The sequence below is a fragment of the Paenibacillus sp. L3-i20 genome, assembly GCF_022180385.2.
Lineage (GTDB): Bacteria > Bacillota > Bacilli > Paenibacillales > Paenibacillaceae > Pristimantibacillus.
The window spans coordinates 2,094,141-2,111,685 of record NZ_BQME02000001.1 but is presented as its reverse complement, the minus strand read 5'-3'; the positions used below and the strand labels follow the sequence as shown (position 1 = coordinate 2,111,685).

The window sequence follows — 17,545 nt, the reverse complement described above, 5'->3', positions numbered from 1 at the left end:
ATGTTACTTACATTAACAGTATAAAAAAGGAATATGAACATAATATGACATGAGCAAGGAAGATGTTTTCGGGGAATTATCGTGGTTATTTACCTTGAATATAGTATAGTATCATTCATAGTTGATCACATTTTATTGTTGTCAGCTGTATAATTATTCATCTACTGTGGCTGGAGCGGTTCGATTCTATGCGAGAACTTCTTCACTTACCGAATCGATTTTCCATTGTTCATCCGATCGCATCAAATCTACCGTCATGATACGTGAACTTACGATGGAATCGGGATCAGGTACTTGCATATAGGTACTAAACTCCAACGTCACATGATCCTCACTCTTCTCTAAAACGTTAAGACTCGGCTCGTACATTAAAATGGCATAAACGAGACCATACGGCTCCATTAACCATCCGGGATTTTGTTCATAAGTAGTCTTCCAAGATACTGCCATTTGCTCTGAATTATACTTCAACAATTCTGGCATCAACTCGTCAAATGTCGGAGTTTTACTCAACCTATCGAGGGCAATTGCCAAGCAGGGTCTGACTCTTCCATTGGAATAACTATGCTAGTATCCAGATTCACTATCTTTACTTCTTCCTTCGCCGCCTTATTGCAGCCTGCAAGTACTAGGCTAACCAATACAGCAAACGCAGCCGAACTAAGAAGCCTTACATCCCTTCTATTCCCCCTCACGCCTCTCTTTGCCACGCAACTACACCTCCACACACCATTTTCCTTATTTAACGCTAAAAAAGGGATGATGGTTGACATTGCGTTTGAGCTATATTAATTTTTGTCTATTTGTTTTTAGGACAAGGTGAAGCTTCCCCAATGGATCGGCAATACTACCTATCCTTGTACATCCTCATGGGCTTGAACAGCTTCTTCTGGAAGCATATGAATAGCTGCCCATTTCTCATCATATTGTCCGCATTCCATCATAGTCAGATCAAAGGGAGCATATCGTTTACTTCGACCAGAGAAATGACGGGCAGGTGTACAGGCTAACTTAATCCTCTGCAGCTCCAGCTCATTCCACCAATCCAGCTCTATAATTAAATCCGCTTGTACGCCCAACGTCTCAGATGCTGATCCACTCCTAACGGATCGTTAATGCAACAACCATGGGCTTCCCTCCGTCTATCTTTTTATAAAACTCCACCAAAAGATTCCATATTTATTTTATAATTATCACTAATTATACTAGGAGGATTAAGTTCACATGATGAACACATCTGTTGTTATCGGCATTGATGGAGGCGGTACAAATACTCGGGTAATGGTATGTGATCTCGAAGGGAAAAAGCTTGCGTATGTAGAAGGGGATGGCGCTTCATCCATATACAAAGACAAAAATGCCGTCCACAATGTGAGGAAAGCTATTACAGATGCTTTGGCTGCCGCTAATCGAACTACAGGCGATGTCCGCCATCTTGTTGCTGGAATTGCGGGGTACGACACACCGGAAGATTTATCGTGGGTATCAGAACTGACATTGCTCCCTGGCTTAGACTGCCCCAAGCTGCATATTAATGATGCCGCTTCCGCACATGCGGGGGCTTTATTAGGAAAGCCGGGCATAATCGTCATCTCAGGCACTGGTTCGATTATAGTTGGCATTACTGAATCAGGCAGACAAATTAGAAACTATGACTTTCATCATTATGCTTCCAGTGCCGCTCGTTTCATTGCCTATGAAGCTGTTTATGAGATTTTGGCCGGCAACAGAGATACTTCTGATAAATGGCTAGTGGAACATATGCTGCATCATTGGGGAGCAGCCAGCATCCATGAGATGGCAGAACTTTCCTTTGCAGGCTTTGATTCCGATAAGTTTGCGCGAAACAAGAAATTCGGAGATTTCGCCCCCTTTGTTACCACCGCCGCAGAAGGTGGTAGTTCTGTTGCGAAGGTAACCTGTAGACGAGCTGCCGAGCAACTAAAAACCGGCATTGAGATGATAGGCTCCGCCTTTTCAACTGATGAGGTTGAAGTTGCTTTTATCGGCAGTGTTATAACTAGTGCTTACCTATCCAATTTGCTCAAAGACTTACTAACGAGCGGCAACAATAAGCGTTATGTCGTTACTTCGCCTAAGCTTAAGCCTGTTGAAGGCTCTGTTCTACTTGCTCTAAGAGAGATAGGCAATTCTGCTCCTATTACAGCTTTAGAGGCTTAGCAGCGGTTGGAAGGACCATTTTTATGACATACTCAGCCAAAATAAATAATGTGGGAATCGTAGCAAAAATACCGATCGTATAGCTCTCAACATAAGAGACCCCAAATCCGTAGTGCAAGATCGAGCTATACAAATGAATGAACATATTAGTGAAACAAAAGGCATAGCTGCGAATATTCCATTTGCGATGCTGATCCAATTGCTTCTTCCTTATTTTTATGATAGCTATAACTGTCATTGCGAACCAAACCATACTTAACAAATTAAACGCCACACTGTTTATTTTGCCGCCAGTTGAGTACGGCGCCATATAACCTGAAGAAAGAACGACAAAGAACACACAAATTAAATACAAGTAGCCGTTAATTCTATGCCACTTTGGAAACGAACGAAGAAATCGCTTTGAAAAATTCGTTATCCCTACTATCATCGCAACACATGCCAAAATCGCATGGACACGCATAACGTTTAACCACAGCTCAACATCAGGGGGACGTTTTACGCTTTTGTGACTTAAAAATCGGGATGCGTCGGGATCACGAAAGAAATACATATATACAACATAATTTATAAATACAAAGGCAACAAATATAACTAGTCCATAAAGCCTTTTGTTTTTAACCATAGTCCCTCGGTTTCTCCTTCAACTATTGTGCTTATGCAATAATCGTATATCTATTTGGGCTATCATTCACTAACGAAATGTTACAATTCAAACTATATTTCATGTATAAAATGTTACATAGGGCATGAATATCAAAAGAAAAGAACCTTCCAGCCCGCCATAAAAGCGAGATAGAAGGTTCTTTTCAAGTTAGTATTATAGGAAGATCGCACCTAGAATACACACTACGATGATACCTGTCAGACCTTGTACTAAAGTAGCCATCGTTTGTGCTCTGTAGGCAGTTTTCAAATTCATGCCCGAGAACTGCGATACAACCCAGAAGTAAGAATCGTTTACGTGACTGACCGCCATCGCACCAGAGCCGATAGCCATTACCGTCAAAATCTGTCCCAGCGGTACCGTACCCATCATTTCCATCAATCCCAATGAGGGCATCAATGGCATCATGATCGTCGATGTTATAATTAGCGCTGCCGTTGAGCTGCCTTGAGCTGTTTTTAATACCGCGGCAATAAGGAAGGCCAAAATCAATGCACCTACACCGACCATAGCTGCATTGTCTGATACTAACGACTTAACATAATCTGCAATAGGTGTTGCTTTAATGACCGATCCAAGTGCTCCACCTGCCCCAGTAATCATAATAATGATCGCTGCATCAAGAAGGCCATCACCCATCAGCTTAGTCAAATTCTCCTCGTCACGTTTAGGCAGCAAGGTGAAGATAGCAAGCAATACGCCTGCGAACAAAGCATTAACTGGAGCCCCTAAAAAAGTAAAGAGTGTGTGAGCAAAGCCTCTCATTAACATTTCTTTGTTGCCATCTACATCTGTACCGATTGGGAAATTAGCGATTGAACCAAGAGCAAGCAATAGAAGAGGCAGAGCAATTGGACCAAATGCAGCCCATGTTGATGGCAACTTACCAAATCTTGCTTTATACTCTTCAAATGTTTCTGTTGCTTCATCTAATGATGTAGGAAGCTTGCTTGCTACTGTACGAGCCCAAATATGTCCCGCTAGTGCTACTGGAATCGATACGATAATACCGATAATGATTACCCAGAAAAGGCCTGATGACCCGATACCTACATTGGTTGCAGCCGCTATTGGTCCAGGCGTTGGCGGTACAAGTGTGTGCGTAGCATACAAGCCAGTCGATAAAGCAACTGATAGTGTAACCACACTAACACCAGACCGTTTTGCAAGTGATTTCTTCAGTGAGGACAAAATAACGTAGCCAGAATCGCAGAATACTGGAATCGATACAATCCATCCAATAATGGACATTGCTATGGCTGGGTGACGGTCTCCCAATAAACGTAGAACAACTTCAGCCATTTTGATTGCTGCACCCGTCTTCTCAAGCACTTTACCAATGATCGTTCCGAAAATAATGACGAGACCAATGCTCGCAATAATGCCACCGAAGCCTGATGTTATCGTTGCCCCGATATCCGCGATAATGGGAACCTCTTGTCCGGACAGCTTGCCGATTAGATTTGTCCCCAGCGCGAAGATGTACGTAGACGCTATTATAGAAAGAAACGGATGGAGCTTCCACTTGGCAGTGGCAAATACGATAAATAGAATACAAGCGAACAACAAGCCTAGAATAATTGGCCCTAGCTGAATAACTTCTTGGCTAATTTCCGTCTTCATTCTAAGTTCCCCCTATACTTTTGATTGGATGATCCGAATGACTTGCTCAGATGCTGCTGCCAAAAGTGTATCCGTCTCCTCCATCGCTTCTTCCAGCGTCATAGGTCGATTTACGATACTGAGCACAGCTGAAACACCATATTCATAGAGGACATCTACTCCCTCTCCAATAGAACCTGCTAATATAATGACGGGCACATTATGCGACTTCGCTATTTTTGCGACCCCGTAAGGTGTCTTTCCTCTAACCGTCTGGGCATCTACTCTCCCCTCTCCAGTAATAACAAGGTCAGCGTCCTCCATTGCATTAGAAAGTTCAGATACCCGAGCTACTATAGATACACCGGATTCCAGCTTGCCATTCAGGAAAGCAAGTATCCCGCCAGCAAGACCTCCAGCAGCACCGGTACCCGGAATATCGTGAATCGCTATTCCAAGCGTATTGTTGATGACATTGGCGAAATGCTCCAAGTTGCTGTCAAGCTGCCCTACCATCTCTGTCGTAGCACCTTTTTGAGGACCAAATACAGCAGAAGCGCCTTTCTCACCGATAAATGGATTGTCGACATCGCAAGCGATAATGAACTCGCACTCGCTTAAGCGTGCATCCATCCCTTCAATGCGAATTGTGCTGATACGTTCAAGCTCCCCTCCGCCAAATCCAATTTGTTCGTTTTCAATATCTAAAAGCTCAGCACCTAATGCTTGCAGCATTCCTGCTCCACCATCATTTGTAGCACTGCCGCCCAACGCCAGAATAAATTGTCGGCAACCTCGATCGAGCGCTGCTTTAATGAGCTGTCCGAAACCAAACGTTGTCGTGAGCAGTGGATTACGCTCATACCTTTCAATTAAATACAAACCGGAGGACATCGCCATCTCAATAATGCACGTTGTGCCATTTCCCAATATGCCATAGCCCGAATCGATTAGTCGTCCCAAAGGATTAACGACGGATTCGCTGACAAACCTTCCCTTAGTCGAGCTGATTAAACAATCCATCGTTCCTTCGCCGCCATCTGCCATTGGAATTACTTTGATAACGCCTTCAGGTAAAACCTTTCTAATCCCTCTTTCTATAGCAGCACCCGCTTCTAGTGCAGATAAGCTGCCTTTGAACGAATCTGGTGCAATTACAACTTTCATCCTTTACAACCCCCTCATGCAGCAACCTTCTTCTTGATAGTTCTCATTATAGAAGAGTCTACTAAGCATCAACAATGTACAAAACGCACAAGAAAGCGCTTTATATAAAGCGCTTTCTTGTGCGTTTAAACCAATTCACATTTTACATTTTTGTGCTTATTATTACGTTTCCTTAATTCGATATAGCATAAGGGCAAGTTGTATACGCATCCCTTGCTTGAACTGACGCGGGTCTTCTCCAATATAGGTGGTCACACGTTCTAAACGATATAACAACGTATTGCGATGAATGCCAAGTGCACTCGCAGTTGCATTGAAATTCATATCATGATCATAAAAGGCTTGCAACGTTTCAAGCAGATTGGGATGCTGCACAAGCTCACCAAGCACTTGTACGATGAGCTGCCTTGCTGAACTTTCTGTAACCTCCGACAAAATCAGTTGAAGAGCAGAATTTTCACTATGAAGTATTGCTCCTCCTTGTGTTTCCTTTCTTGCAATGTCCAGCATCTTGACCGTATCGATAAATGATTCACCAACATCCTTAATATCGGTACACAATCTACCTATTGCCACATGCACAGCAGTATGAAACCATTCTGTAAGCAAAGAAGTAATCTTAGATGCGATATCTAACAGTGCTTTTTTGGCATGCCGACTCGTCTTGTACACTGAAGCATCAGCAAGAATCATCCAGCGGCCTCGTCCGATCTGGGCAACAAGCGTTTCTTTCGGGTTTGGAAACAATGCTTCAATTTCTTTGAATCGTACAACATATTCTTTCGTATCATCAAGCGGAGTCAACTGAATAAGAAAAATAACCCGCGGCAATCGTAGATCAACACCAAGAAGATCCCCTCTTGTATAGAGACCATCCCTTGTCGTTTGATCTACATTCGTGCTAGTAATCAGCTCCTGCACTAAATACATTTTGGAGCGTTCCTTCATCTCCACTTGCTCAGACAAATAGGATTGTTGCAACAATAATTCCGTCATCATGCGAACAGCGCGTCCAAAAGGTACAACCTCAGTCTCATGTCCCGTAATACCAATAACACCAACAACTTCCGTATGGAAATAGATAGGCATGTTAATACCGGGCTTGCTTCCAGCCCATCGACCAGCCTGTGCCTCAGTAACAGTCAGTTCCTCACCCCGGCGTACAACCTCTGCTGCTGCTTCATGAAGCATGCCAATTCTCACTGGGTCACTCGAGCTAATAATGATGCCATGCTTGTCCATTACATTCATGTTCAGCTGAGTTAATTCTTTCGTCTTATTTACAATAAGATCTGCTATCTTCCTCGTTATTCTCATGCAGCCTCCTGCAGTCAGTCGTTATAGACATATAATGAGCATAATCCCGCCTAAATCATATGGTCAACTAAAAAAAGTAAAGCCCCCAATCTTCCGTGGAAGATGGGAGCCTTACAAAGTATACATTAGTTTTGCCGATTGTCCGCGTAAACAGCCATAGCATCTCGCATGAATAACGCTAGTCCTTCGCCGAATTGATCAATGTTTTTCGTAAAACGCTCATCGTCAACATACATTTGGCCAAGTCCTTTGAATGCTTCAAAGGAATAGCTGCCCATTTTATTCAGCAATACGTACCATTCGCCAATCGTCGTTTGCGCTGCAACAGATGCAGGACCTTCATGGCGTACAGCAGCAAGCTTACGATAGAGCTCATTAAACGTCTCCTGAAACCCTTCTTTGTCCTTCTTTGCATTAAGCTTTGCATTAGAATCATCTACTACTTTACCGCCCCAACGTTCTCTTGCCTCTTGTTCATAAGGGTTGTTGCTAAAGTCAAAACCTTGAAATTTTTCTTTATTGGACATTGTAATGCCTCCTTTGGCATGTTGTATCGTCTTCGCTACCGTCTTCAAGAGCCGATCAAGCTGGCTGCGCTTCTCTTGCAGCATTTTCTCATGCATAGTTAGAGCTTCGAGTCTGTCAAAAGACGGACTTAAGATGATTTCTTTTATCTTTTTTAAAGGAAAATCAAGTTCGCGGAAAAATAAAATTTGTTGCAACAGCTCCAAGTTCTGCTCCGAATAGATACGATAACCGGACTCTGTCAATTGGTCTGGAACAAGTAAGCCAATTTCGTCATAATGATGCAGTGTGCGCACACTGATCCCTACTAGATCTGCAACTTCTTTTACTTTCATGGCGTTCTCGCCTCCTTATGTCTTTTACTATAAAGTATCACGCAACGTGAGAGTCAATATGTAATTTCATCATTATTAAAAGGTTCAAACCTTCAAGTTGCCCACACCAAAAATGTGATCACTTTATACAATATAACAAACAGTTCAAAAATGAAGAACAAGTGGAGGGATCGTTTTGTCTATTGATCAAGATTTCAAAAGTGTACTCTTCTCAAGTGAAGTTGCAAAACTCGTGCTGGTATATGAACAAGGTAACACAGACGTATATGAACTAGGTGAAGGTGAAGAAGCCCGTAAAGTAATCATTAAAAACCTTCTTGAAACCATTCAATGGAATCAAGTAACTGAAGTGAAGTTTGAACTAGCATTAGACAATGTGGATGCTACTGTTTAACAAATAGATCTTTACATGTTGAAGATTGCATATAACCCATGTGAAATAGCATGGGTTATATGCAATTTTCAAGTATTAAACAACTAATGCTTTCAATGAATCAGGCACTACAAAAAAAATAGCCACTCTCAACGCTGTTTTTCCATTCCTTAGTATACAAAGTGTCACGTTTGTAAGGTTATGTAACCTGAATCGATGGCGACTGAATTACGTTTTCCAGCATAATAAGGACATTGGAATTGAAAATGCTGGAAGGGGACATTGCATTTGTTTAACTTATCAATCCGTACTTTTCTGATTGCAGTCATCGTGACAACGACAAGTCTACTGGTACCAACACAATCAAGAGCAGAATCAAAAGAGGAATCGTCACAGTTTGAAAAGATCGATGCACTTGTTGAATCAACAATGGCGGAATACCGTATTCCTGGTGCATCAGTTGGAATTGTAAAGGGTAATCAAACTATATATATGAAAGGTTACGGTATCTCTGGACCAGACCAAACACCAGTAACACCTCAAACACCTTTTGTACTTGGTTCTACTACTAAATCGATTACGGCAGCCGCTATCATGCAACTTGTAGACAATGGGAAAATTGATCTGGATGCACCTGTTCAACGTTATTTGCCATCGTTTCAATTAGCTGACAAAGAAGCCTCCGAAACAATTGTAGTGAAGCATCTCCTGCATCAAACGAGCGGCCTCTCCACTTATGATGGACAAGCCCCTTTAACAAAGGGAGACAAGCCACTTGAAGAGCATTTAAATGGTTTGGAAAATATTAGCCTTTTGGCAGCAGTCGGATCGGAGTTTAACTACTCCAATCTAAACTACGATATTTTGGGCGGCATTATTCAGGCTGTATCTGGCTTATCCTATAGCGATTATGTAGTCCAACATATTTTTAAGCCGCTGAACATGAAGCATAGTTATGCTTCTCCAAAAGAAGCACAGAACGCTGGATTAGCGACCGGGTATCAACCCGTATTTGGACGAATGATTCCAACCAAGCAGCTTCGGCACGAGGGCACGCTCCCGTCAGGATATTTAATGTCCAGCGCTGAAGATATGTCGAGCTATCTCATTGCACATATGAATGGAGGTGTTTACAACGACAACATCGTATTCTCTGAAGACAGCGTCCGTCAGATGCATGAGCCTGCTTCCAGCATGTGGGGCGGCATGCATTATGCGATGGGTTGGACAGTCCATAACAATCTTATTTCTCATGATGGATCAACAGAAAATACCTACTCAAAGATGCAGCTAGACGGCGAATACGGCATTGTTATTCTTATCAACGCAATGGATGTTTTCCATATTGATAATTATGATTACCTTATGACAGGAATAAGCAACATTTTGCAGAAAAAAGAGCCACTACCTCTGAATACCGGATACACAAAAACATATGTAATACTTGATCTGATCGTACTCGCAGCTATCGTTTTTATTTTGTACACCATCTATGGTCTCTTCAGCAGAAAAAACAAAAAACAACCTACTAAGCTGCGTACCGTTCTAAACGTTGCATTCATTCTTATTTTCCACTTATTGCTTCCAGGCGCACTATTACTCTTATTGCCCAAACTGCTTGTCCCTTGGCCTGTCGTGCTTACTTTCTTGCCTGGCATTGGGCACGCTTTAATCATACTCCCTTTAGTGTTGATGGTAGTCGGTGCGATTAAGATTGCTATCAAAGTTCGTAAACGCATTTAAGCGAAAAGAGGCTGTCCCAAAAGTAGATTCACTTACTTGAGGATACAGCCTATCTCCCATAGCTAACGAACCCAGTAACTCTTATTTGATCAACATAGGATTCGTTACAAGGGTTGATCGCACCGCTCCGTGCTGTGCGAGAAGCACCCTTGCAACAACAAAAAGACGATGCCCAAAGTAGATTACTCTGCTAATGGGACATCGTCTATATTGAAGAGTATTTATTTACCCCACACATCCAAAACTTGACCAGCTACATGAGTCCATGTGAAGTTTTCCTCCACTAGCTTGCGACCGTGAAGTCCCATCTGACGCGCATTGCCGACGTTAGAAAGCATACTGTTGAGATGGGTAGAATACTCAGCAGGGTCCTCCGGATTTTGAATAATAATGCCGTTATTATTTCTTATTATTTCTGGATTACCACCTCTAGCAGTCGTAATTAGAGGCAGCCCTGCCGCCATTGCTTCGTAGTGAACCCGTGCAAGCGGCTCTTCCCAAATCGACGTACAGACGAATACATCTGCCGCGCAAAACCACCTATGCACGTCACTAGCCTGCACATAACCTGTTGTCACTACTGGTATTGGAGATTTCTCAGCAAGAGCACGCAGATACGCAATATAATCACTCACCCGATCATCGCTGTACCAGGCGGCACCAACGATTACGAGCACAGCATCAGAATGTTTGAGCTGGGACATTGCTCTAACAAGTACATGAGGTCCTTTATTTCGAGACAATCGGCCAACGAACAAAATAATTTTTTTGTTCCCTAAGCTATGTTGCGCACGAATACTATCTCGATCCTTTTGCGCGGATGCAGATGCCTTCCATGGAGCAAACTTCGATAAATCTACGCCCGAATAAATCGTTCTAATTTTCCCTTCTGCTTGCGGATAGTCTCTACAAATCGCTGCACCGATGTAATTGCTTATCGTCACAATCGTTTCTACACGTTCAACGACAGCTTCTCCTTCTTGCTTGCTCAGCTTAAGCGGATTAAACATATCATTGTGCATACTGAGCACAATTCTTGCACTAGGTCTTACGGAATCTATTGGGAGCACCAACTTTGGACGATTGAAAACATGAATAATATCGTATTGTTCGCTGCTTGCAGCCAAGTAAGGAATCACATTTTGCATATAAATATCGAGCATTCCATGCGATTCAAACCGAACATAACGTACCCCGTTTACCTTCTCATCATTTGAAAGATCTGGGTCGCTTCTACCGAATATTGTAATGGTATGGTTTCTGCTAAGCAGGTCTACTATACCACCGATATACGTCTGGATCGCTCCGCCTCTAATATTAGGAACTGGCAGCTTCTCCGTACAAATCATGAGTATATTCATAGCGCTCTCCCCCTTCCCGATCTTCTCTTTCTATAGGCAGAGATATAAGCTTTAGTGCTCGCCTTATTGGACTTGTTGCCTAACTTTGTAAGCGGTTTGGAGCGTTTCGATTGCGCTTGCTTTCTGTTGACTGCCCCGCTCCCTTTCGCAAGCTCGGCTCTAATTTTCTTTAAATCTTCAAGAAGCTGCTTTGCGTAAAGTGGCCTTGAAGTTGGCTTAGTTGGCTTAGTTGGTTTAGTTGATTTAGTTGATTTAGTTGGTTTGATAGGTTTTTTAGTAGCAGTACTTTTTTTGAATTTAGGTTCCTTTATCTTTGGGGCAACGGGCTTAGGAGTAGCCGCCTTTTTCGAGCTTGGCTTCCTAACTTCGCCAACTGATTTGTGGAGTTCCTCTAACTTTAACTTCTGTTTCTTCTGTTTCTTCTGTTTTCGACCTTGTAATCGTCTTCCCTTCGAAAGACTTTCTCTTAAGCGTTCCTCTTGTTTCTCTTGTTTCTCTTGTTTCTCTCTTTTTCTAACCTTCCTCACTGGTTTACGCTTCGATTTTTTGTCGTCACTTGCGTCAGTTCCAGGTAAAATAATCGCTTTGCCATCGGGATTTACGACCAGTTGTATTCCCTTGTTCTCTTTTTTATCTTTTTTATCTTTCTTATCTTTCTTATCTTTCTTATCTTTCTTATCTTCCTTGTCATCTTGTTCCTCACTTAGTTCTTGAGCCGGAATTATCGATCCTCCGCCCCTTGCATAGTCTCTATAGGCAAACGGAAGATCTGGCGTTTCCTCTATTTCCGCATAGTCCCCAGCGGCATATTTTGATTTATCCTTTTCAAGCTCCCTTAGTACTTCCCACTTATTTGCCTCCGTGGCAACTACCCGATCCAGTATCGCATCAAGCTCCGTGTTCATGAACGTAACCGGCTCAAATACGACCTCTTTTGTATGCTTATAAAATTCATTCGGAAAAGCCATATCAATCCAAAGCAGCTCGAACGTTTCTTGGTCTAATGGATTGGCTTGATGATAAGCATCGATAACACCTCTAATCCATGCAATATCCCACGCACCCATGTCATCCATCGTACTTGTAATAATTTTGCGTAGATCTCGGATCGGAAGATCAAAAGCAACTCCGTCTAAATCAATAACCCATATACCGTTAGGACCCATTTGCCCATTGGACCAACCATAATCTTGATGAGCAAGACCCCAATGCGCTTCTCCTTTTCGAATCATTTTCTGATAGGCAGATTCTTTAAATCTCTTAAAAATTTCCTCTGCCTGTTTTTCAAACATATCTAGTACAGATAACAAATGACCACTTGCCATAGTTTCTGGATAAGCATTAGCAATGTGACGGAACCAACCAATTTTAGCTGTAATTTTCTGGTATTGACCTTCCCATTTAAAAATCCGAGAAGATTTACCCGCTTCCAATGGCGGCACATAACCCTTCGACCATTTATGGAATTCTCCCAAACCATGACAAAGTGTCATTGCACCTTCAAGATCAATTTTGGCGACAGGCGTAAGTGTGTCGATCCAATCGGTCACAATCCAAAGCTTCCCGCCAGCAACGACTGAATTTTTGCCATCTTTGGTCAAAATAATTCCGGGTACTCTCGCTCCATTCTTCACCACATATTCCTGAGCTCCTACGCTAAATAAGCTCCGCTGGGGGGTCCTATGCAGTACTTTTAGACTCCTTGGGCCGTGATTCGTATCTATTCGCCATATTGCCCCACCCTTATCGGGCTTGGAGGTAATCAGTGTCATTCCTTTAACGTCCATATCGTATGACTTGCACACTAGATGTGCGAGTTGCTCCAGCTCAGGCGGGACATATTGCTCAAGATTTATGCCCGCTGCTTCTTCCTCCAACATGTTATCCCATGGCACAATTTGATATTGTTCCAAATAAGCTTCCTCCACTCTTAATCGCAGTATAATGTCCTATTATTTATATGCGGACTGGGAGGGCATGGATATGTATAGGAGTGGAGATTTGGATATTAGCGGAACTGCTTGACCGCAAATGCTGTTGCTATTTAATAGTTGTTGTCTTGTTGGATGTGGGATTTCTTACATCAGCAACATTGATTAATTATTAACGTCTAATTTTTTTGCTATGATTTAAATTTTAATTTCGACACCATAATACTTTTTGGAAATGAAAAAAGGCCATACCCGCAAGTTGAAACTTTGCAGGATATGACCACTTCGTACGTACAATATTAACGCCTATCTATTAAAATGGATTTATAACATGGAAAAATACGTTCGGCGAAGCCATACGGTAATAATAGCTGCACCAGCCAGCCCCTTTATTGGTGAAACGATTCGTTGTGCTGTACAGCAACCGTTCCTGTTCCAGCTCTTCTATTCGCTCAATGCGACCTTCCACATAATCCTGCAAACGCATGACCGCAGTATCTAGTCGATTGATTACTCCTCCATAGCGAATATCGATGACTTCCCAGCCGAATACTTTGAACATCGTCAACCACTGCTTGCGGTGCGCAGCGCGCAGCTCAGTAACAGCGGTAGCTATCACCGGAAGCACATTAGTAGCGATGTGTGATAGGGCGGACTTATCACCAGCATCGTATGCTCGCTTAAGTTCAATGCCAATCTCGCTTTTCTGTTTCAATACGGTGCAAAGCTTCTGTGGTACATCAAACAAATAATCAAGCTCTGCTGAAGCGTTACGACGAGCTGCGAACTGCTGCTCTAGCCACGCGTAATGAGCTGACATCTCTAAATCTTCAATCTGCTTATCAAACAATCCTAACAATACATCTTGATACAATAAAAATTTAGAAGGATTGCTCTGCTTTTGATTATCCGGCTCGGCTCCTGGCGTTTCGTCCAAATATTTCAACTGAATATACGTATCCGCATCAATACCTGTACAGAACCTGACTCGTTCGGCCACAACCGCATCATCTGGCGAACCTTCCGTATATGCATGCTCTGCATAAAGCTGTAAACCTAATAAAGCAATATACGGATTGCTCTCCATTCCATCGTCGCCCCACATTGTTGCGTAAATTTCGCGGATACCTTCCTTCTTACAAACTTGCAAAGCGATATCCGTTGCTGGCAATGAAAGACCATAGTTAACACCGAATGTATTAAACACCCATACTGCACCTGCGAAAATGAGATTGTTGCCTAGCGGGCGATGCTTAGCAATCAGCTTTTCGTAATCTTCACTTTCAACATGGTTATAATCCCAATAGACCATATCTACATCTTTCGGAATACGTTTCGCCATTTCTTCTGGAATTTGTGTGTCATGCCCGTAGTACTCTTCTCCGTTTTCCGAAGCCAGCTTCAGGAACATATCACTCCACATCATTGGTTTAAGCCCAAGGCGACGTGTAATTTCCAACACTTTATCCAAATGACCCGTCATAATGTCGAAACGGCTAACATGTCCATTGTGATCCAAATATTTGCCGCGTCCAAGCTCTTCTGCTTCGTCCATACCTATATGAATTTTCTTACTACGGAATGGTGCTGTAATACTAACTATCATATTTTCTACTAAACAATCCGTTTTCTCATCGCCTACTAGGAGGGCACCCTTCGTATCTTTATATGCCTTAACGGGCTCCCATTTCAGAAACTCTTCCAAATGAGCTAACGTCTGAATACTCGGGAATGCCTCAATACCGAATTGATGAGCATAATCATCGATTTCTCTCAGCTCTGCCTGCGAATAACGACCTCGCATATAGCCGAAGTATGGCTCTCCTTCTATTTCGTACGTATCTTCCATATATAACATAACGGTATTCATACCCATTAAAGCCATTTTGCGAAGCAAAAACTTGAAGGCATCAACAGTAAGCACGCCATTACGCGAAAGGTCGAACATTGGTCCAATTGCGTCGAACTGCTGCTGTTCGCTTAACTGAAAGTCTGCGCCACTTTGACCCTTTTGAATAAGTAGACTTAATCCACGGAAAAATTGATGTTTAGCCGCATAACGAATGTAAGCCTCATTACCCTGTAAACCAACTTCAAGCTTCTCCTCAGACGGCTCTACAGTTACAACGATTCCGTCTTCTGACTCTGTCACTCCAAGATCCTTTAGCAATAACTTGATACCTTGCGCAAGCTCCGAAATATTGCCTTGAAACTTCACTTTCATCTGAGGTTCCTCCCAAGAGTGATTGATTCGTTCATATCTATGTATTTTACATCAAAAGGAATGATCGAATCCATCATAAATAATTGTCACTGTTTACTATTTACTATTAATCTATGACGACAAAGGATGCTATCCATCTCATTACAATTTTCTATTGAAAAATAAGAACGTGTGTTCTATAATTTGAGAAGAAACTTGTTCATTTCTGTCACAATCTAAACGGATTACTATAGGAGGCTTATTAAAACATGAAATTACCTAGCCGTATCGATATGAATGAGCGTTTGAATCATTATAATGTTGCTGGTTTAAGTATTGCACTCATTAACAATAGACAAGTAAGCAAGACAGAAGGTTTTGGTATTATTGAGAAGGGGTACATTAACGCCGTAAATGAAAAATCTATGTTTAACGCATGTTCAATAAGCAAATTTGCAACCTCATTGTTAGTACTCAAGCTAACTGAAGAGGGCCTCTTAGATCTAGATGAAGATATAAATGACCGACTCCATTCTTGGAAACTTCCCGATGGACCATACTATCCGGGCAATCCCGTTACACTTCGCGCTTTGCTAAGCCATCAGTCAGGCGTTGTTGATCCTGCCGGAAGTTATTATGAACTTGATCACACTGGGTATTTTCCAACGATGGCCGAACTATTAGATGGCTCTACCTCCTATTGCAAAGAAGCAGCTACGATAACCTATGAACCTATTAGCGACTTTCAGTATTCGGATACAGGATTTTGTATGATACAACAACTGATAGAGGATGTTACCAGGGAACCCTTTCATCTTGTTATGAACAAACTAATTTTTGAACCACTTCTATTAACCAACAGTATCTATCAACCATCCATCTCAGCATCTAACAGCACACAATTTGCATGCGGGCACTCGAAGGATGGCCACGTCGTAAACAGCCAGCATCCCATCTATCCCTATGATGCTGCTTGTGGACTATGGTCCACACCGACGGATATAGCTCTACTTGTCATTGAAATAATGAATGCTTTGCAAGGCAATAGCAGAATAGGCCTTTCTGTACATACAGCGAAGGAATGGATGAGCCCTCAATTGGGCAAAGCGTGGACTGGACTAGGCATATTCCTCGACAACACCGAACAGGCATTAGAAGTCTCCTCCCTTGGTTGGGGAGTTGGATTCCAATGCATGTTGGTAGCATACCCTCATTTGGGAACTGGAGCGGTTATCATGACAAATACGGATTCAGCCGTGCATCAACTAGAGGGGATTATTGGAGAGCTCTATCAAGTCTTGAAGCCGCAGCTGCAAGAATTTGCTTAATAGATTATAAGTTATATTTGAATATCTCTTCGATTATAGCTCCTATAGGCAAAGGCTAGCGCACCCACAGTTATAAACAGGGACATTACAATATAAATCGGTTCAAAACCATCTTCTATTACACTAGCTGCCTTGAAATATTGAAACGGGGTCAAGTAACCCATAAATGTCATTCCGCCACTTATTTCAATGACAATAGACAATAGAAACGTTAGCAGCATTATACCAGCCGATAGAGCTACCGCCCGTTTTGGCTTGCGGCTTGATGAGGCAAGTGCCATGCCCACACTCATGAACAATAGCTGCACAAGCAGCATGCCAATCGTAAGTGGAACAATATCTCCTGTCACCGATGTCACCCCGCCTTCGGCAAATGACCCAACGAAGGCAATAGAACTCACAAACATAACTATAGAAAAGATGAACACATTAACAACGGCCGCCAATAACTTAAACAACAACATATTCGTTCTAGAGATAGGTTTAACGAGCAGGAACTCCGACGTCTTATCCCGCTCCTCTTTAGCGATAATATTCGCACCTAACATAGAAGCATGAACAGCTGCCATAACGATCAAATAGAGAAAAAGGATGCCATAATAACCAGTTGGTGTAGAAATATCGAGCCCGTTTACTCCAACTATTGCTTGAAGCGCCTTTGGCATATCTGCCATAAGCTCATTCATCGCATCTCCTGATTGGGATAGTCCGGTGAATTTGCTCATTCCGCCTCCAACCATAGCAATAATACCAACTATCCAGATGAGCAGCGACTTCCTGCTCGCCTTCATTTCTCGCCAAAACAGATTCAT

General features: G+C 42.4%; 15 protein-coding genes and 1 pseudogene. 4 read left to right on the top strand and 12 right to left on the bottom strand.

Annotated features, from left to right (window positions below; genetic code table 11):
- Positions 1-186 precede the first annotated feature (186 nt).
- The 3 genes and pseudogenes from MFF31_RS09915 to MFF31_RS09905 form a co-directional block, all read right to left on the bottom strand.
- On the bottom strand, positions 187-513 hold the full coding sequence (locus MFF31_RS09915) for a hypothetical protein (RefSeq protein WP_248565444.1): 327 nt from the start codon (positions 511-513) through the stop codon (positions 187-189).
- Positions 510-710, bottom strand: coding sequence for a hypothetical protein (locus MFF31_RS09910; protein ID WP_238187846.1), 201 nt, complete (start codon positions 708-710; stop codon positions 510-512). Before MFF31_RS09910 ends, MFF31_RS09915 begins: the two co-directional genes overlap by 4 nt.
- 144 nt (positions 711-854) lie before the next feature.
- Positions 855-1,108 (bottom strand): annotated as a pseudogene (locus MFF31_RS09905) (MBL fold metallo-hydrolase); the annotation flags it as partial.
- A gap of 116 nt (positions 1,109-1,224) precedes the next feature.
- Between MFF31_RS09905 and MFF31_RS09900 the strand changes: the two are divergent.
- The gene (locus tag MFF31_RS09900; RefSeq protein WP_238187845.1) at positions 1,225-2,181 is read left to right on the top strand and encodes an N-acetylglucosamine kinase; all 957 of its coding nucleotides are present in this window, start codon (positions 1,225-1,227) and stop codon (positions 2,179-2,181) included.
- Here the strand turns inward: MFF31_RS09900 and MFF31_RS09895 are convergent.
- The 5 genes from MFF31_RS09895 to MFF31_RS09875 all read right to left on the bottom strand — a co-directional run bounded on the left by MFF31_RS09895 (position 2,162) and on the right by MFF31_RS09875 (position 7,794).
- A complete protein-coding gene (locus MFF31_RS09895; protein ID WP_238187844.1) occupies positions 2,162-2,806 on the bottom strand; it encodes a DUF2306 domain-containing protein in 645 nt (214 codons plus the stop codon). The two genes, MFF31_RS09900 and MFF31_RS09895, sit on opposite strands and share 20 nt — an antisense overlap.
- Positions 2,807-3,001: 195 nt before the next feature.
- Positions 3,002-4,429, bottom strand: a complete 1,428-nt coding sequence (locus MFF31_RS09890; RefSeq protein WP_375541311.1) for a GntP family permease — start codon at positions 4,427-4,429, stop codon at positions 3,002-3,004.
- Between the two features lie 54 nt (positions 4,430-4,483).
- Complete coding sequence (locus tag MFF31_RS09885) at positions 4,484-5,617, bottom strand: glycerate kinase family protein (RefSeq protein WP_238187842.1); 1,134 nt, start codon at positions 5,615-5,617, stop codon at positions 4,484-4,486.
- A 162-nt stretch (positions 5,618-5,779) separates the two neighbouring features.
- Positions 5,780-6,934, bottom strand: coding sequence for a CdaR family transcriptional regulator (locus MFF31_RS09880; protein WP_238187841.1), 1,155 nt, complete (start codon positions 6,932-6,934; stop codon positions 5,780-5,782).
- Between the two features lie 125 nt (positions 6,935-7,059).
- Complete coding sequence (locus tag MFF31_RS09875) at positions 7,060-7,794, bottom strand: MerR family transcriptional regulator (RefSeq protein WP_238187840.1); 735 nt, start codon at positions 7,792-7,794, stop codon at positions 7,060-7,062.
- 175 nt (positions 7,795-7,969) lie between these two features.
- Between MFF31_RS09875 and MFF31_RS09870 the strand changes: the two genes are divergently transcribed.
- Together MFF31_RS09870 and MFF31_RS09865 are read left to right on the top strand one after the other, a co-directional pair.
- Positions 7,970-8,188, top strand: a complete 219-nt coding sequence (locus tag MFF31_RS09870) for a hypothetical protein (protein WP_238187839.1) — start codon at positions 7,970-7,972, stop codon at positions 8,186-8,188.
- A gap of 267 nt (positions 8,189-8,455) precedes the next feature.
- Positions 8,456-9,910: a serine hydrolase domain-containing protein gene (locus tag MFF31_RS09865; protein ID WP_238187838.1), complete on the top strand. Its 1,455-nt coding sequence runs from the start codon at positions 8,456-8,458 to the stop codon at positions 9,908-9,910.
- A 221-nt stretch (positions 9,911-10,131) separates the two neighbouring features.
- On the opposite strand, the gene MFF31_RS09860 is transcribed toward MFF31_RS09865, so the two are convergent.
- From MFF31_RS09860 to MFF31_RS09850, 3 genes are all read right to left on the bottom strand, one after another.
- Positions 10,132-11,271: a glycosyltransferase family 4 protein gene (locus MFF31_RS09860; protein WP_238187837.1), complete on the bottom strand. Its 1,140-nt coding sequence runs from the start codon at positions 11,269-11,271 to the stop codon at positions 10,132-10,134.
- Entirely contained in the window at positions 11,268-13,184 is a 1,917-nt protein-coding gene (locus tag MFF31_RS09855) for a CotS family spore coat protein (protein WP_238187836.1), read from the bottom strand. The genes MFF31_RS09860 and MFF31_RS09855 overlap by 4 nt, the downstream gene beginning before the upstream one ends.
- Positions 13,185-13,515: 331 nt before the next feature.
- The gene (locus tag MFF31_RS09850) at positions 13,516-15,426 is read right to left on the bottom strand and encodes a beta-N-acetylhexosaminidase (RefSeq protein WP_238187835.1); all 1,911 of its coding nucleotides are present in this window, start codon (positions 15,424-15,426) and stop codon (positions 13,516-13,518) included.
- A gap of 248 nt (positions 15,427-15,674) precedes the next feature.
- Here MFF31_RS09850 and MFF31_RS09845 point away from each other — a divergent pair, with 248 nt between their 5' ends.
- Complete coding sequence (locus tag MFF31_RS09845; protein ID WP_238187834.1) at positions 15,675-16,733, top strand: serine hydrolase domain-containing protein; 1,059 nt, start codon at positions 15,675-15,677, stop codon at positions 16,731-16,733.
- Between the two features lie 11 nt (positions 16,734-16,744).
- Here the strand turns inward: MFF31_RS09845 and MFF31_RS09840 are convergent, their stop codons facing one another.
- Positions 16,745-17,545 (bottom strand): ABC transporter permease subunit, encoded by an 801-nt coding sequence (locus MFF31_RS09840; protein WP_238187833.1) that lies wholly within the window; start codon positions 17,543-17,545, stop codon positions 16,745-16,747.

Coding starts and splice junctions, on each gene's coding strand:
- MFF31_RS09900 (WP_238187845.1), top strand. CDS start 1,225: ATGATGAACACATCTGTTGTTATCGGCATTGATGGAGGCGGTACAAAT.
- MFF31_RS09895 (WP_238187844.1), bottom strand. CDS start 2,806: ATGGTTAAAAACAAAAGGCTTTATGGACTAGTTATATTTGTTGCCTTT.
- MFF31_RS09885 (WP_238187842.1), bottom strand. CDS start 5,617: ATGAAAGTTGTAATTGCACCAGATTCGTTCAAAGGCAGCTTATCTGCA.
- MFF31_RS09880 (WP_238187841.1), bottom strand. CDS start 6,934: ATGAGAATAACGAGGAAGATAGCAGATCTTATTGTAAATAAGACGAAA.
- MFF31_RS09875 (WP_238187840.1), bottom strand. CDS start 7,794: ATGAAAGTAAAAGAAGTTGCAGATCTAGTAGGGATCAGTGTGCGCACA.
- MFF31_RS09860 (WP_238187837.1), bottom strand. CDS start 11,271: ATGAATATACTCATGATTTGTACGGAGAAGCTGCCAGTTCCTAATATT.
- MFF31_RS09850 (WP_238187835.1), bottom strand. CDS start 15,426: ATGAAAGTGAAGTTTCAAGGCAATATTTCGGAGCTTGCGCAAGGTATC.
- MFF31_RS09845 (WP_238187834.1), top strand. CDS start 15,675: ATGAAATTACCTAGCCGTATCGATATGAATGAGCGTTTGAATCATTAT.
- MFF31_RS09840 (WP_238187833.1), bottom strand. CDS start 17,545: ATGAATCTGTTTTGGCGAGAAATGAAGGCGAGCAGGAAGTCGCTGCTC.